General features: G+C 36.3%; 15 protein-coding genes. 4 read left to right on the forward strand and 11 right to left on the reverse strand.

Features of this window, described 5'->3' with window-relative positions:
- The gene (locus EXIGUO8A_RS13655; protein ID WP_159303560.1) at positions 1–876 is read left to right on the forward strand and encodes a rhomboid family intramembrane serine protease; all 876 of its coding nucleotides are present in this window, start codon (positions 1–3) and stop codon (positions 874–876) included.
- 2 nt (positions 877–878) lie between these two features.
- Entirely contained in the window at positions 879–1,907 is a 1,029-nt protein-coding gene (locus EXIGUO8A_RS13660) for an endonuclease/exonuclease/phosphatase family protein (protein ID WP_159303561.1), read from the forward strand.
- Here EXIGUO8A_RS13660 and EXIGUO8A_RS18815 read toward each other — a convergent pair.
- The 9 genes from EXIGUO8A_RS18815 to udk all read right to left on the reverse strand — a co-directional run bounded on the left by EXIGUO8A_RS18815 (position 1,888) and on the right by udk (position 8,808).
- Positions 1,888–2,208 carry a DUF6122 family protein gene (locus EXIGUO8A_RS18815; RefSeq protein ID WP_236564490.1) on the reverse strand — a complete coding sequence of 107 codons (321 nt, stop codon included), beginning with the start codon at positions 2,206–2,208 and terminating at the stop codon, positions 1,888–1,890. The two genes, EXIGUO8A_RS13660 and EXIGUO8A_RS18815, sit on opposite strands and share 20 nt — an antisense overlap.
- Entirely contained in the window at positions 2,201–2,830 is a 630-nt protein-coding gene (locus EXIGUO8A_RS13665; protein ID WP_201304118.1) for a WbqC family protein, read from the reverse strand. Before EXIGUO8A_RS13665 ends, EXIGUO8A_RS18815 begins: the two co-directional genes overlap by 8 nt.
- A 5-nt stretch (positions 2,831–2,835) precedes the next feature.
- Positions 2,836–4,536: a signal peptidase I gene (gene lepB / locus EXIGUO8A_RS13670; protein ID WP_159303562.1), complete on the reverse strand. Its 1,701-nt coding sequence runs from the start codon at positions 4,534–4,536 to the stop codon at positions 2,836–2,838.
- Between the two features lie 95 nt (positions 4,537–4,631).
- Positions 4,632–5,333 (reverse strand): 4-hydroxy-tetrahydrodipicolinate reductase, encoded by a 702-nt coding sequence (gene dapB, locus EXIGUO8A_RS13675; RefSeq protein WP_159303563.1) that lies wholly within the window; start codon positions 5,331–5,333, stop codon positions 4,632–4,634.
- Positions 5,334–5,335: 2 nt separating this feature from the next.
- On the reverse strand, positions 5,336–5,995 hold the full coding sequence (locus EXIGUO8A_RS13680) for a DUF5683 domain-containing protein (protein ID WP_236564491.1): 660 nt from the start codon (positions 5,993–5,995) through the stop codon (positions 5,336–5,338).
- A complete protein-coding gene (locus EXIGUO8A_RS13685; protein WP_159303564.1) occupies positions 5,988–6,896 on the reverse strand; it encodes a ParB/RepB/Spo0J family partition protein in 909 nt (302 codons plus the stop codon). Before EXIGUO8A_RS13685 ends, EXIGUO8A_RS13680 begins: the two co-directional genes overlap by 8 nt.
- Positions 6,897–6,898: 2 nt before the next feature.
- A complete protein-coding gene (locus EXIGUO8A_RS13690) occupies positions 6,899–7,672 on the reverse strand; it encodes a ParA family protein (RefSeq protein WP_116772050.1) in 774 nt (257 codons plus the stop codon).
- Between the two features lie 189 nt (positions 7,673–7,861).
- Complete coding sequence (locus EXIGUO8A_RS13695; RefSeq protein WP_116772051.1) at positions 7,862–8,194, reverse strand: FtsB family cell division protein; 333 nt, start codon at positions 8,192–8,194, stop codon at positions 7,862–7,864.
- On the reverse strand, positions 8,194–8,808 hold the full coding sequence (gene udk / locus EXIGUO8A_RS13700) for a uridine kinase (RefSeq protein ID WP_116772052.1): 615 nt from the start codon (positions 8,806–8,808) through the stop codon (positions 8,194–8,196). The genes EXIGUO8A_RS13695 and udk overlap by 1 nt, the downstream gene beginning before the upstream one ends.
- A 107-nt stretch (positions 8,809–8,915) precedes the next feature.
- Between udk and EXIGUO8A_RS13705 the strand changes: the two genes are divergently transcribed.
- Positions 8,916–10,139, forward strand: a complete 1,224-nt coding sequence (locus EXIGUO8A_RS13705; RefSeq protein ID WP_159303565.1) for a multidrug effflux MFS transporter — start codon at positions 8,916–8,918, stop codon at positions 10,137–10,139.
- 160 nt (positions 10,140–10,299) lie between these two features.
- A complete protein-coding gene (locus tag EXIGUO8A_RS13710) occupies positions 10,300–12,018 on the forward strand; it encodes a tetratricopeptide repeat protein (RefSeq protein ID WP_159303566.1) in 1,719 nt (572 codons plus the stop codon).
- Between the two features lie 72 nt (positions 12,019–12,090).
- On the opposite strand, the gene acs is transcribed toward EXIGUO8A_RS13710, so the two are convergent.
- Entirely contained in the window at positions 12,091–13,998 is a 1,908-nt protein-coding gene (gene acs, locus EXIGUO8A_RS13715) for an acetate--CoA ligase (protein WP_159303567.1), read from the reverse strand.
- A gap of 69 nt (positions 13,999–14,067) precedes the next feature.
- A complete protein-coding gene (locus tag EXIGUO8A_RS13720; protein WP_159303568.1) occupies positions 14,068–15,762 on the reverse strand; it encodes a sodium:solute symporter family protein in 1,695 nt (564 codons plus the stop codon).
- Positions 15,763–15,768: the final 6 nt, after the last annotated feature.

Below are 15,768 nucleotides of genomic sequence, written 5' to 3' on the forward strand. Positions count from 1 at the left end.
ATGGCTCAACCCGATTTAAAATATCAGTATAGCAGGCTAAACATTGCCGAAAAGTTAATTGCAATTAATGTAGTCGTATTCATTGTAAATGCGCTGGTTCCTTTTCTTTTGGGGTTGTCAAGCAATGTAATTGTTCAGTGGTTCGAGTTGCCTAATGATATTGTTGGTATCGCTTTTCAGCCCTGGTCAATAGTTACCTATTCTTTTTTTCATGGTGGCATTGGTCATTTGTTCTGGAATATGTTGTTGATCTATTTTGTTGGTCGTATTTTTTTAAATCTTTTTGATGCGAAACGCTTTCTTAACGTCTATATTTTAGGTGTAATTCTTGGAGGGTTGTTCTTTGTTCTAGGCTATAATATTTTTCCGGCATTCTTTAATACTAATGCTTACTTGATAGGTGCTTCGGCTGGGGCTAGTGCCGTGTTGATTTTTGTATGTACTTATTTGCCCAATCAAGAAGTTAGAGTCATTTTTTTTAATGTAAAGCTTTGGGTCGTTGGTGCCCTAGTAGTGTTGAGCGATTTAGTGCAATTACCTATTAGTAATTCTGGCGGACACCTGGCGCATTTAGGAGGTGCTTTCTTAGGGTATCTATATGCAAGTCAATTGGCTAAAGGAAATGATATAGGATCCGGATTCTCAAAGTTTATGGATAGTATAGCCAATCTATTCAAAAAAGAGAAGAAAGCGCCGCTAAAAACAGTGTACAAGAACAAAAGGACGTCTAATAGCACTTCGTCTGCTGCTGACTATGATAAGAAAACACATCAAAAGAAGATAGATGCTATTTTGGATAAAATAAGTAAGTCTGGCTATGAAAGTTTATCAAAGGCTGAGAAGGACTTCTTGTTTAAAGCGGGTAAAGAGAACTAAAAATGAAGAAGTTGTCTTTTTTTAAAAGAATCATGTTGTTCTTGAACGTGATTGTAGTTTTCTGTTTGTTTTTGGCATGTATAGTTCCATATACATCCATAGCAAGTTTGGCTTTTATTAGTTTAACCGTGCCTGCGTTGGTTATTTTTAATATGTTATTTTTCTTGTATTGGTTACTAGGCAAAAATGGTTATTTTTTACTTTCACTATCAGTACTTGTTTATGGGTACTTTACACTAGGGTCATTCATTGCATTTAATGGTAAAAATGAAGGGAATACTCCAGATACGATTTCTTTATTAAGTTATAATTCACTTGGCTTTCACAGTAAAAATCATTTGGAATGGGATAAGATTACTAGTCCGGAAGTAATAAAGTTTGTTGAAGGAGAAAATCCAGATATTATATATTTTCAAGAATTTCAACCGATTTATGTTAAAGGAGATATGCTTAAGAATTATCCATTTACTGCAAAAAAGTTTGAAGTAAAGGAAGGGGAATCGAGTAAAAATTTGGCCATTTTTTCGAAATACGAAATCGTTGAGCATGGGGAATTGAAATTCCCCAATACTTTTAATGGAGGAGTGTATGCCGATATTGTTTTTAAAAAGGATACTATCCGTTTTTATAATCTTCACTTAGAATCGTTAAGTATAAGACCTAACTATTTTAAAAGAGAAAGGTCAGATAAGTTATTTGTACGCTTAAGGGATTCATTTGATAAGCAAGAAAGACAATCTGTTTTGGTTAGAAAGCATATTAACAATAGTCCTTATAAAGTTGTTGTCGGCGGTGATTTCAATAATACCCAATTTTCCAAAGTATACTTTAATATTAAAGGCAATCTAAAGGATACTTTTCTAGAAGCTGGTCGTGGTTATGGTGAAACAATTAAGTTTTGGAAATTTCCTTTTAGAATTGATATGATATTAACTGATCCTTCTATAGAGGTGTTATCACATAAAAATTACAAGATTAATATATCTGATCATGAACCAATAATGGCTACTTTTAAAATTCCTCACCAATAAATAAACAATCTACGATATCCGCTAATATATGTATTAGCAATGCTAGTCCTATTATTCTTGTTTTCTTGTAGGCAAACATCATTGTGTAAATAGCTATTGCCCAATACGTGTGTAACGGATGAAAATTAATACTACAACGATTTGCGTCAAACATTGGGGTTGCTAGTAAATGGTCTAAATCGATAACTATACCGGACAAAAGTATAACTGCTGCCCAAAATTTTTTTTCCCTGTAAAAATAGATGGCGATAATGATGGGTACTATGAAATGAATACCATAATGAGCTATGAACCTAAGCATTATCCTGTGATATAAAGTCCTTTTTTAAGTATTCAATGGCGTTAGGTCCTAAATTGAATAGTAGGTCTAATATGCTTAGATTAGGGATAAATCCGTGGCGGTCACCAAAAACTTGTGTATATGGTTCAATAGTGAGCTTGTGCTTTAGTTTAGCATTTATCAAAAACCTGAAATCTTCATGTTCGCTTGGTTCAATTTCAAACTCCGTAGAGGTATCTTTTGGCATTTCCATTTGCAAACACTCGAAAATGGTTTCAATCGTTTTTAAATTATAATCTAAAAGCTTCTCGAAGGGTTTATCATATAAAGGTTTGATCTCATCTTCATAAAATTCAAAGAAAGGAGATGTTCTGTATGCTGTTTGCAGGGTTCGCCAATGTTGTCTTTGCCAAGGGTAAGAATTGTCTATTAAAACATCTTTATATTTTTGTCTACCATTTTCCTTACCCACATGAATTATAGGAATGCTTAATATGTGCTTACCACGGTCATTGGATATATATGTTCTATTTCTAAAGGTCTGCTTTTGGTAATTATCATGTACCTCCCAACAAACCGGCTCGTGGAGTATATAGCTAAACGCAAATATATTAGGGAAATATGAAGGATGAATTAGTTTCATCTGAATTATTTAGTACCCTTTTTTCGTTTCCAGAACCAATTTCCTACTAAGTATGCCACTAATAACAGCAAGAAATACTTAAAGTATGACTGTGGTTCTCCATCTCCATTCACAGTAGTAAAAATACGATCCCATCTAGGTCTCCAATTGGTAATGCCTTCAGTAAAGTTGTCAAAACTCATCCAAATGAAAATAGGGGTTCCAACAATATGGTTTTCGGGTACATAACCCCAGGCCCTACTGTCTTCAGAATGATCTCTATTATCACCCATCATCCAAAAATAATCTTGTTTGAATGTATAACTGGTGACCGGTTTGCCATTAATGCTAATTTGATTTCCAGATACCGAAATGTCGTTATTCTCGTATTCTTGTATTATTTTCTTGTAAAGAGGAAGAACTTTTAAATTCAAATCTACAGTAGCTCCTTTTTGTGGGATATAAATAGGTCCAAGTTGGCTGTAATTCCATGGGTAGTCTGGATTTTGGGGAAATAAATTGATGCCGCGTCTACCTTTCTCCGTTATTTGTTGCACCACAGAATCAATATTCGGATTCTTTCGAAGCGAACTGACCATTTCAGCGGTTAAAGGTACTGTACGCTGACGGTCGGTGATTTCTTTTAATGATAATCTATATTTGGATATTACATTTGCAGGTATACCACTTGCTTTTGTAAATAGCTCAATTTGACCATTGTCATTTTGGTTGAATCCTAAAATATAATTTCTTATACCATTTACTTGTTCTTGGTTTAGAGGGTTTGAAAGGTATTTTCTTGTAAAATCTGTTATGCCTAAATTATCCAAGGCTCTTGATGATACACCTTTAGAGCTATAAATGGTATAGTCAAACTGTGGTTTTGCACTTTTAGGTAATTCTAATTGTTTTCCGTTTATGAATACATAACCATCACGTACTTCCAACGAATCCCCTGGTATTCCTACGCAACGTTTTACATAGTTTGATTTTTTATCAATTGGCTTGTCGACTCCTTTTTCCTTTTTAAAGAATACGCGAACAGTATCGGCCGGCCAGCTAAAAACTACTATATCATTTCTATCAACTTTCGTAAACCCTGGTAGTCTAAAGTAGGGTAGTTGTGGTTTTTTTAAATATGAAGGAACACCCAATACAGGAAGTGTATCATGAACCATAGGGGCTGCAACCGTGGTCATTGGGGTTCTTGCACCATAGTGAAACTTGCTTACAAAAAGAAAATCGCCCACTCTAAGTGTACGCTCTAATGAACCTGTAGGTATTACATAAGGCTGAATGAAGTAGGTATGTACCAATGTTGCGGCAACAACTGCGAATAAGATGGAACTTACCCATTCGCCCGTTGCAGTTTTAGGATGCAACGATCTGTCTTGTATATAGGTTACTTCTAATGCATAATTTACATAATAGATGTAAAAACCTAGAGTAAGCACAACTATCCAAGTTTCTGCCTTGCTGTTTCTACCAAAACTTCTAATGGTCTCTACCCATATAACAGGAAACATTAAAAGATTGATAATAGGTATGAATAATAAAATCACCCACCATTTTGGTCTGTTGATGATTTGCATCAATACGATGGCGTTATATACTGGTATTGCTGCTTCCCAAGCTTTTCTACCGGCTTTAACGTATAACTTCCAAGTTCCTAAAAAGTGGATTACTTGTACAATGAGTATAAATATAATCCATTGAGTGCCGTTCATCTTTTTTGTTTTTTATTGATATAGTACGAATATTAATATCGGTTCATTTGATATCAATAATCAATCAGTCTTTAAGATTAATTTTTGTTACGCTTTTAACCAAGGTTTAACACATCTCGCATAGAGAATATACCGGTTTTTCCAATTATCCACTCTGCAGCAGTAACGGCACCTAAAGCAAAACCTTCTCTATTATGGGCGGTATGTTTAATTTGTATGCTATCAACAACACTGTCATATTCTACTGTGTGTGTACCTGGTACTTTACCAATCCTTTTAGATGTTATTTTTAATGTTTCATCAGAAGAGTGGTCTAGTTTCCATGCTTTGTAGTTAGAATTCGATATAACGCCTTCAGCTAAAGTTATTGCCGTGCCACTAGGTGCGTCTAATTTTTGAGTATGATGAATCTCTTCTAGCTCAACCTTGTACTCGGGTAAATTTTGCATCATTTTTGCCAAATAGTTATTCAGCTCAAAAAATATGTTAACGCCTAAACTAAAATTTGAAGCATAAATAAAAGCTCCTTTTTTATCATTGCATAAGCTAACTGCATTTTCGTAATCATCTAACCACCCCGTTGTTCCAGAAATTACAGGTACATTATTATTTATGCATTTGGTTATATTGCCATAAGCAGCACTGGGCATACTAAAATCAATAGCAACATCCATTGTATTAAAGTTTATATCTTCTGTACTTTCATCAATTTTGGCTACTATTTCATGACCACGATTTAAAGCTATTTCCTCTATCATCTGACCCATTTTTCCGTATCCGAAAAGTGCAATTCTCATTTTTAAAATTTTATTATTAATGCCATGCCGTAGTTGGGGCTATTGGTCACTTGGTTGAAATCTAAGTAGGGTTCAAAATCTATGCTTAGATCATCATCAATGTTAAATTGTTTTAAATGTGCATCTACATTGGCGTCAACTATATTCAATGCATAAAGACCTATTGCAGCTACGAGCCATAGATCACGATCATTTTGATAACGTTCTTGTTGGTATTCTAAATCATCGGTGTCCAAATCAGGGTCTGCCCCTTCTGCATTATCTCCCTTAATGTCGTAATATTCATCATCCGTAAACCCGGCTTGTCTTCGTTTAAAAGCTGTACGAAAACTTTTGTATAAATCATTATTGTAAGCGTACATATAAGCACTACCACCAATGGCTCCCCAAACAATGGGAACTTTCCAATAACGTTTATTGTAAATCTGCCCCATTCCAGGAAGGATTGCGGAATAAAAAGCAGCTTTACTCGGAGCTAGGGGTTTGAACTCTCTTTCCACTTTTTTTAAGGCTACCGAGTCTTTAATGACCACTCCTTTTTCGGCAAGGTCTGCCTGTACACTGTCTATTTCGGTTTTAGGTATAGAATCTTGCTCTTCTTGTGAGAAGGTGAAATTTATAAATAGTAAAAGTGTACTAATTAATGAAAGATAGTTACGCACCTGTTATCAATTTTTTGATACGGTCAAATTCCTCTTGAGACTTAAATGGTATGGTTATTTTTCCTTTGGCATTGTCGGTAGATTTAATATCTACTTTCACGGATAAAGCATCCGTTAATTCTTTTATTCCTTTTCTAACAAATACAGCAGGGTCATTCTTAACCGGCTTTTTAACCTCGGCAGGAGCTTCTGCTTTAGAATGATAGGCTTTTACTGCACTTTCGGTATCTCTAACCGAAAGATTGTCAAATATAATTTTTTCGTAAATCGAAATTTGATCTTCTTTTTTGTCAATATTGACCAAAGCTCTACCATGCCCCATACTTAGAAAGCCATCTCGCATGCCTGTTTGGATAATGGGGTCAAGCTTTAATAAACGTAAGTAATTGGCAATCGTAGATCTTTTTTTGCCTACGCGCTCACTCAATTTCTCTTGAGTTAGATTTATTTCATCTATTAAACGTTGGTATGAAAGCGCTATTTCTATAGGGTCTAAATCTTGCCTTTGAATATTCTCTACCAAAGCCATCTCTAAAGACTCTTGGTCATTGGCAATACGTATGTATGCCGGTATAGTTTCTAAACCTAATAATTTAGATGCACGAAATCTTCTTTCACCAGAAACTAGTTGAAATTCATTAAAACCTAATTTTCTAACCGTAATGGGCTGTATTACACCTAGTTCACGAATAGAAGTGGCTAATTCCTTAATATGTTCGTCATTGAAATTGGAACGTGGTTGAAACGGATTTACCTCAATATGATCTAGATCCAATTCAATTATATTACCAACAACTTTATCCGCATTTTTATCAGATGCCGTGTTTATATCATTCTCCGGATCTTTTAAAAGAGCCGAAAGTCCTCTACCTAAAGCTTGTTTTTTAGTCGCTTTTGCCATACTTAAACCGTCTGCTTATTTTTTTTGACTATCTCATTAGCCATGTTCAAATAATTTGTTGCCCCTTTACTGGCAGCATCATATTTAATAATACTTTCTCCATAACTAGGAGCTTCACTTAACCTAACATTTCGTTGAATTACGGTATCGAATACCATATCTCCGAAATGTTTTCTTACTTCATCGACCACTTGGTTAGATAATCGTAATCTTGAGTCGTACATGGTCAACAACATACCTTCTATATCCAATTCAGAATTATGCAATTTTTGCACGCTCTTTATGGTATTCAGCAGTTTGCCCAATCCTTCTAGTGCAAAATATTCGCACTGTATGGGTATAATAACAGAATCTGCCGCGGTCAATGCATTCAAGGTTAAAAGTCCTAAAGACGGGGCACAATCAATTAAAATATAATCGTAATCGTTCTTAAGGTCTAGAATGGCCTTTTTCATCATGTATTCGCGCTCATCCTTATCTACCAGTTCAATTTCAATGGCAACAAGGTCTATGTGTGCAGGAATAAGGTCTACATTAGGCGATGTGGTAGGTATGATCGTCTCACGTGCACTTTTGGTATGTTCCAAAAGTTGGTAAGAACCAAGTTCAACCCCATCGACATCTATACCAAGCCCAGAAGTAGCGTTCGCCTGGGGGTCAGCGTCTATTAATAATACCTTTTTTTCCAATACACCTAGCGAGGCAGCTAAATTTACTGAGGTAGTAGTTTTGCCTACACCTCCTTTTTGATTGGCTATAGCAATAATCTTGCCCATGTTCAAAGTAAGTTAGGTCGTAAAAATACAATTATTTATGAGGCTAATGAAAGCTTTTTGTTAACACTAAGTGAATAAGCACCCACTTTTCATTAATAATGCGTTAAACTTTTAATTATGAAACGGTTAAGACTTGGGGTTAAGTATAGTATTTTAAAAGTAGAAAACTTATTAAAATGATATGAAAAATTATTTTTTATCCCTAAGTTTTAAACTGTCCTCGTATTCAATTAGATAAATTTCCTCGTTCTTTTTCTTAAGATAATACTCTTCTCTGGCAAAACGTTCCAACTCATCTTCGTCAGATAATTTTTCTATAATCTTTTTGTCCTTTGCAATTTCTTCTTTCAAGAATTCTTGGGTCTTCTCAAGTTTTTTGATTTCCTTCCGTAATTCTAAATGAATTAATAAGGAGTTGGTGTCGAAAAAAAGCATCCAAACAACAAAAACGGTCAAGACCAATACATACATATTGGTCATGATCTTAAACCATTTTTTTTGTTTTAAATCTTTAAATGCCATTAGGATTGCATTATTTTTTCGTTGATGATACTCTTTACAATTTCAACGGCAACTGTATTGTATTTATTATTGGGTATTATAATATCTGCATATTCTTTGGTAGGTTCAATAAACTGCTCGTGCATTGGTTTAATTACCGCTTGATATTTTTCGAGGGTCTCATCTAAATTCCAACCACGTTCGTTTACATCTCGCTTAAGTCTTCTTATTAACCGCTCATCGGTATCAGCATGTACAAATATTTTAATATCGAACATTTTACGAATGGCAGAATTTGTCATGATTAAGATACCCTCTACTATGATAACTTTTGTAGGGTGGGTAAGTACCGTTTTTGCAGTTCTGTTACACTCTAAAAAAGAGTAGACCGGTTGTTCTATAGATTCTCCGTTTTTTAAGGCAATTAAGTGTTGTTCCAGTAGTGCGAAATCTATTGAGCTAGGGTGGTCAAAATTGGTCTTGCGTCTATCTTCTAATGATAAATGTGATAAATCGTTATAATAAGAATCTTGTGAGATGACACCGACTTCTTCATTGGGTAATTCATTAATAATTTGATTTACTACCGTGGTTTTACCACAACCGGTTCCACCAGCAATACCTATAACGAGCATACATTTAAATTTAATGCAAAAATACATATTTGAATTTCAAAAAGCCCTAAACTTAAAAATCAACTTTTAATAACATTGCTTGAATTGTTAAGCCGTATTTTTGCAAAATGCAGAATGAACAAGTAAAGCCGAATTTTGAATTTGTAGCCCTAATGGCTTCTTTAATGTCGATAGTTGCCCTTACCATTGATGCCATTTTACCGGCAATGGCAGATATTGGAGTATCTATAAATAGTTTAGATCCTACCCAGAACCAATTACTGGTTACCATGATTTTTTTAGGATTAGGTGTTGGTCAGTTGTTTTTTGGACCGCTATCTGATAGTCTTGGTAGAAAGCCAATTGTTTATTTGGGGTTCACTGTATTTCTAATTGCAAGTGTTATTTGCCTGCTCGCGCCTAATCTTGAAATTATGCTGGTAGGACGCGTATTACAGGGTATCGGTTTATCGGCGCCAAGAACTATTAGTATTTCTATTATTCGCGATACCTATCGTGGAGATTATATGGCGAAAATAATGTCTTTTGTAACCGCGTTTTTTATTCTTGTACCTGTTGTGGCTCCCGCCATAGGTAAAGCCGTTATGGGTTATACCGGGTGGCAGGGTATATTTTACATGCAATTGTTCTTTGCACTTGTAGTAGGTATATGGTTCTATAAAAGACAGGAAGAAACATTAAAACCAGAATATAAGGTTCCTTTTTCTTTTCAGGTATTCGTTAAGGGTACAAGAGAAATACTTAGGTATAAGGAAACGGTTTCATGTACCATGATATCCGGATTGATTACCGGTTCTTTCTTAGTTTATTTGAGTTCTGCCCAACATGTATTTGAGGAACTATACGGACTAACGGATACTTTTCCATATGTGTTTGCCGGGTTGGCACTTTCTGTAGGGTTTTCCACTTTAATGAACGGTACGTTGGTAATTCGTTTTGGTATGCGAAATTTGTCGTTTACGGCATTGGTCGCTTTTACGGTAATTGCATTGTCGTACAGTTTGTTGTTCTTAAATTCTCAAAACCCAAGTATTGCCATATTATTGGTTTTTCTGTCTCTTCAATTTTTATGTTTAGGATTTATTTGGGGTAATATGAGGTCGATTGCCATGGAACCTATTGGTCATATTGCTGGTATTGGAGCTGCAATTACAGGCTTTATATCAACCATTTTGTCTATTCCGATTTCCATTTTTGTTGGTAGTTTTATTGAAGATTCCGTTTGGGCATTATTTGCAGGTTTAGGTGTATGCGGTTTAATCTCTGTTGTTTTATTTATGACCTTTAAGACAAGACCGTTGTTTGCAAATAATCATGCCTTTTCAAAATAATATTAAAAAATAAGTCTTGTTGGTACTTGTAGTTTAGGTATTCTGAATTTTTGTTATTTATACGTTATTCAATGCAGTTTGTACGTTAAATAATTGATTTTCAGAATCATGAAATTATATTGTGAATATTATATTTTAATAAATATTAATATTTACAGCTATGAAAAAATTATTTCTTTATTCTCTAATACTACTTTTTGTTTTCGTAGCATGTAAGAATAGGGGGAATACTCACGACATTTCAAACAGACCTTTTATAGCTTGTGCTCCAATCACAACAGATATGGCATGGTATCAATCTGATAATATTGCTCCTCTTATTGATGGGTTAGATGTGATGGAGTTTCCCGTAACTACCAATAATAGACTAGCACAACAATATGTAAACCAAGGTATGGTCTTGGCATACGGTTTTAACCATGCTGAGGCGGCAAGATCTTTTTATTATGCCACAAAATTGGATCCTAATTGCGCAATGGCATATTGGGGATTTGCCTATGTTTTAGGGCCTAATTATAATGCTGGTATGGAACCGGATAATTATCAAAGAGCGTACGATGCAGTACAAAAGGCAAAAGAACTGGCAGAAAATAATGCTTCTCAAAAAGAAAAGGATCTCATTGATGCCCTGTCGAAAAGGTATGTTCAGTTTCCGGTTGAGAATAGAGGCTACCTTGATTTGGCATATTCAAATGCATTGCGTGAAGTTTATAATAATTATTCATACGATGCTGATGTTGCCGCGCTGTATGCCGAGTCAATAATGGATATGTATCCGTTTGATTTGTGGGATGAAAAAGGAAATCCTAGAGAAAGAACAAATGAAATTATTCAGGTAGTCAACAGCGCTTTGGAAATAGATCCAAAACATCCTGGTGCGCATCACTTTAAAATTCATATGCTTGAAGCCTCCGTACATCCGGAAGATGCTCTAGATAGTGCTGCAATTTTTGATGAGGGTCTAGTGCCCGGTGCCGGGCACCTTGTTCACATGCCTTCCCATATTTATATTAGAACTGGAGATTATCATAAAGGCACATTGGCAAATGTTCGGGCAGTAGCCGTTGATAGTAGTTATGTGGCTGCGTGCAACGCCCAAGGTGCATATCCTATTGCTTATTTTCCTCATAATTATCATTTTTTGGCAGCCACTGCCTCATTAGAAGGTAATAGTGAAATGGCGTTGGACGCATCTAACAAAGTAGCAAGGCATTCAAGTACCACGTTAATGACAGAGCCAGGTTGGGGAACGCTTCAGCATTTTTATACGATACCGTTTTACATTAACGTGAAGTTCGGTAAGTGGGATGAAATATTGAAAATGAAAAATGATGTTCCTTCTTTAAAATATCCATCAGCTATTTTAAACTATGCCCGTGGAATGGCTTTTTTAAGATTGGATGAAATTGAAAATGCAAAAAAGGAATTACAATCTTTAGAGTTTTTTGCGAAGGATGATAGTTTGAAGGAAATATCAATTTGGGATATTAACTCGGTAGATGTTTTGGTTCAAATAGCCAGAAATGTTTTAAAAGCAGAGATTTTGGCTAAGGAATCTAAGTATTCTCAAAGTATTGCATTGTTACTAGAAGCGGTTAAAATTGAAGATGGTTTAAATTATAATGAACCGCCAGATTGGTTTTTTTCAGTAAGACATCACCTTGGAGCAATTCAAATAGAAGCTGGTCTTTACGATGATGCTGTAAAAACGTATAAAGAAGATTTAGATAGATTGCCAAAAAATGGATGGGCGCTACACGGTCTAAAACTGGCTTACGAAAACTTAAACAATCAGGATATGGTTAAAGAGGTTGAGCTACTTAGAAAGCAAAGTTGGGAAAATGCCGATATTGTTTTGACTACCTCACGTGTAAAATAAAATTCGCCAAACATATTTTTTCAATGAGCTTGGCGAACTTGGTTCAATTAAAGTATGTGTTGCTATTGCCAATTATAGTGCATTGTCCATAATTTCTTGAACAACTTCCGGATTTAATAGTGTACTGGTATCGCCTAAATTACTAGTGTCGTTACTGGCAATTTTTCGTAGAATTCTTCGCATTATTTTACCACTACGTGTTTTTGGTAATCCCGATACGAACTGAATTTTATCTAACTTGGCAATTGGACCAACATGTTCTGTAATTTGCTGGTTGATTTCTTTTCTTAAATTTTCACGATCTCTACTTTCTCCTGTTTCCTTTAAGATAACATAACCATAGAGTGCGTTACCTTTTACATCATGTGGAAATCCTACAATTGCAGATTCTGCTACCGCAGGGTGCTCGTTAATGGAATCTTCTATTGGTGCAGTACCTAAATTATGACCAGATACAATAATTACATCATCTACACGACCTGTAATTCTGTAATAGCCAACGGCATCTCTCAACGCGCCATCACCTGTAAAATACATGTTTTCATAAGCAGAAAAATAGGTGTCTCTGTATCTGTCATGATTACCCCATATCGTTCTTGCAATTGACGGCCATGGGAATTTAATACACAATCTACCATCTACTTGATTTCCTTTTATTTCTTGTCCATTTTCATCCATTAGGGCAGGTTGAATGCCAATAAATGGTAAAGTTGCGTAGGTTGGTGTAGTTGGGGTAACATAAGGTATCGGTGTAATCATAATTCCGCCCGTTTCCGTTTGCCACCAAGTATCCACTATAGGGCTGTTCTTTTTACCAACGTTATTATTGTACCAATGCCATGCTTCCTCATTTATAGGTTCGCCTACTGAGCCTAGTACCTTTAGGCTAGATAAGTCATGCTTTTCAACATAGTCCAAATTTTCTTTTGCCAATGCCCTAATGGCGGTTGGTGCCGTATAAAACTGATTTACTTTATGCTTTTCTACAACGTCCCAAAAACGACCATAATCTGGATAGGAGGGAACCCCTTCAAACATTAAAGTAGTTGCGCCATTTGCCAAGGGACCGTACACTATGTATGAGTGACCCGTTATCCAACCAATATCTGCAGTACACCAGTATACATCATTTTCAGTATATTGAAATACGTTCTTAAAAGTATAGGCACTGTAGACCATGTAACCGGCAGTGGTGTGTACCATTCCTTTGGGCGTTCCGGTAGAACCAGAAGTGTAAAGTATGAACAATGGATCTTCTGCATCCATGATTTCGGCTACGCAATCGGCATAAGCTTCATCCAATAAAGGTTGTAACCACTTGTCCCTTCCTTTTAGCATATCAATTTTGGCGTTTGTGCGCTTTGCCACTAAAACATTTGCCACACCGGGGCAACCTTCTAATGCCTTGTCGACAATACCTTTTAGGTCTATGGATTTGCTACCACGAAAAGAACCATCGGAAGTGATTACAATTTTACAATCTGAATCATTGATACGGGTCGCTAATGCATGTGAAGAAAACCCGGCAAATACTACGGAATGGATAGCTCCAATACGCGCACAAGCTAAAAGTGCTACTGATAGCTCAGGAATCATTGGTAAGTAAATGCAAACACGGTCTCCTTTTTTTACACCGTGGTCCAATAAGACATTTGCCATACGACATACACGTTCATGTAGCTCTCTGTAGGTAATATGTAATGCTTCTTCTTTAGGGTCGTTAGGTTCGAATATGATAGCAGTTTTATCTCCTCTTGTAGGTAAATGTCTGTCTAAACAATTTTCGGTAATATTAAGTTTGGCACCTTCAAACCATTTAATTTCAGGCTTTTTAAAATCCCAGCTCAATACATTGTCCCAGCGTTTGCGCCAAACGAAATGTTCTTCGGCAATTTCTTCCCAAAAAGCTTCGGGATTACGAACCGATTTCCTATAAACTTGATAATACTCCTCAAGATGTTTAATGTGGTAATTACTCATGGTATGCGTTAATTAATATGCAAAGGTTGTTGAAGCCTTTGGTTGTTGTTTAATGTTGAATTACTATTTTTAATGACCCGTGGCTTCACCTGCTCCACTAGGTATTCTTATATTTTCTACAATTTCTTGAACGTTCGATGGTGGTTCTGGGGTAAATCGTAATACGATAATGGCTACTATAAAGTTAGCGATCATGGCAATACTGCCAAAGCCTTCGGGCGAAATTCCAAACCACCAATCTGCTGTGGTTCCGCCGCCAAACCAGCCAAATTTAAATTTTGTCATATAAAATAGCATCAGTACAATACCTACTACCATTCCGCTTATTGCACCTTCTTTATTCATTTTTTTGTAAAATATACCTAGAACAATTGCTGGAAAAAATGATGCCGCTGCCAAACCAAATGCCAATGCAACGACTGCGGCAACAAAACCTGGCGGATTAATACCAAAGTAACCTGCAATAATTACAGCTACGGTTGCCGATCCCCTAGCTACCCATAATTCTCCTTTATCGGAAATATTCGGTTTAAAAACTTTTTTTACCAAATCATGAGATACCGAAGCAGAAATCACAAGTAATAGTCCTGCTGCAGTGGATAAGGCTGCTGCCAGTCCGCCAGCGGCGACCAAGGCAATTACCCAAGCAGGTAAATCTGCTATTTCAGGATTTGCCAACACCATAATATCATTGTCTATGGTCAATTCATTTTTTGAGGTATCCGCCACATATTGAATTTTTCCATCTTCATTTTTATCGTTAAAGGATAGGAGTCCGGTTTCTTCCCAATTTTTAAACCATACAGGCATGCTAGAATATTCTTCATTGCTTACCGTATTAATTAAATTGGTTTTGGCGAATACCGAAACCGCTGGGGCAGTAGTATATAAAATGGCAATGAGCAATAGTGCCAATCCTGCAGATTTACGGGCGTCTTTTACTTTTTTCACAGTGAAAAAGCGAACAATTACGTGAGGTAAGCCTGCGGTACCCACCATTAAAGCCAAGGTAATTGCGAAAATATCGGTCACCGATTTAGAACCGTCTGTATATTCATTGAAGCCGAGTTCGGTTGAAAGCCCGTCAAGTTTATCCAACAAAAAAGTGCCCGAGCCATCGTTTAAAGTGGATCCCATGCCTAATTGCGGAATTGGATTTCCGGTCATTTGTATGGATATGAATATTGCCGGAACCATAAAGGCAAAGATTAAAACACAATATTGCGCTACCTGGGTATAGGTAATACCTTTCATTCCGCCTAAAACTGCATAGAAGAGCACAATAATCATACCTATGATTACACCGGTATTGATATCTACCTGAAGAAATCTTGAGAATACTACACCAACACCGCGCATTTGACCTGCGACATACGTGAACGATACAATCAATGCACAAATCACTGCGACAATTCTAGCCGTTTTCGAGTAGTAACGGTCGCCAATAAAATCCGGTACGGTGAATTTCCCGAATTTTCGTAGGTATGGAGCCAGTAATAATGCCAATAGAACATAACCACCTGTCCATCCCATTAAATAAACGGAACCATCATAACCAGCAAAAGAGATGATACCGGCCATGGAAATAAAAGAAGCTGCCGACATCCAGTCCGCTGCGGTCGCCATACCGTTTGCTAATGGAGAAACTCCGCCACCGGCAACGTAGAAATCTTTTGTAGATCCCGCTCTAGACCATATTGCAATACCGATATACAGGGCAAATGTGAGCCCTACTAAAATATATGTCCAGGTTTGTACGTTCATTTCGTT

This window comes from Maribacter litoralis, from assembly GCF_902506355.1.
GTDB lineage: Bacteria > Bacteroidota > Bacteroidia > Flavobacteriales > Flavobacteriaceae > Maribacter > Maribacter litoralis.

Bases quoted from the DNA above. Each gene is read 5' to 3' on its own strand.
- EXIGUO8A_RS13710 (WP_159303566.1), top strand. From the start codon at position 10,300: ATGAAAAAATTATTTCTTTATTCTCTAATACTACTTTTTGTTTTCGTA.
- EXIGUO8A_RS13685 (WP_159303564.1), bottom strand. From the start codon at position 6,896: ATGGCAAAAGCGACTAAAAAACAAGCTTTAGGTAGAGGACTTTCGGCT.
- dapB (WP_159303563.1), bottom strand. From the start codon at position 5,333: ATGAGAATTGCACTTTTCGGATACGGAAAAATGGGTCAGATGATAGAG.
- udk (WP_116772052.1), bottom strand. From the start codon at position 8,808: ATGCTCGTTATAGGTATTGCTGGTGGAACCGGTTGTGGTAAAACCACG.
- EXIGUO8A_RS13695 (WP_116772051.1), bottom strand. From the start codon at position 8,194: ATGGCATTTAAAGATTTAAAACAAAAAAAATGGTTTAAGATCATGACC.
- EXIGUO8A_RS13690 (WP_116772050.1), bottom strand. From the start codon at position 7,672: ATGGGCAAGATTATTGCTATAGCCAATCAAAAAGGAGGTGTAGGCAAA.
- EXIGUO8A_RS13660 (WP_159303561.1), top strand. From the start codon at position 879: ATGAAGAAGTTGTCTTTTTTTAAAAGAATCATGTTGTTCTTGAACGTG.
- EXIGUO8A_RS13665 (WP_201304118.1), bottom strand. From the start codon at position 2,830: ATGAAACTAATTCATCCTTCATATTTCCCTAATATATTTGCGTTTAGC.
- EXIGUO8A_RS13655 (WP_159303560.1), top strand. From the start codon at position 1: ATGGCTCAACCCGATTTAAAATATCAGTATAGCAGGCTAAACATTGCC.
- acs (WP_159303567.1), bottom strand. From the start codon at position 13,998: ATGAGTAATTACCACATTAAACATCTTGAGGAGTATTATCAAGTTTAT.
- EXIGUO8A_RS13720 (WP_159303568.1), bottom strand. From the start codon at position 15,762: ATGAACGTACAAACCTGGACATATATTTTAGTAGGGCTCACATTTGCC.
- EXIGUO8A_RS13705 (WP_159303565.1), top strand. From the start codon at position 8,916: ATGCAGAATGAACAAGTAAAGCCGAATTTTGAATTTGTAGCCCTAATG.
- lepB (WP_159303562.1), bottom strand. From the start codon at position 4,536: ATGAACGGCACTCAATGGATTATATTTATACTCATTGTACAAGTAATC.
- EXIGUO8A_RS18815 (WP_236564490.1), bottom strand. From the start codon at position 2,208: ATGCTTAGGTTCATAGCTCATTATGGTATTCATTTCATAGTACCCATC.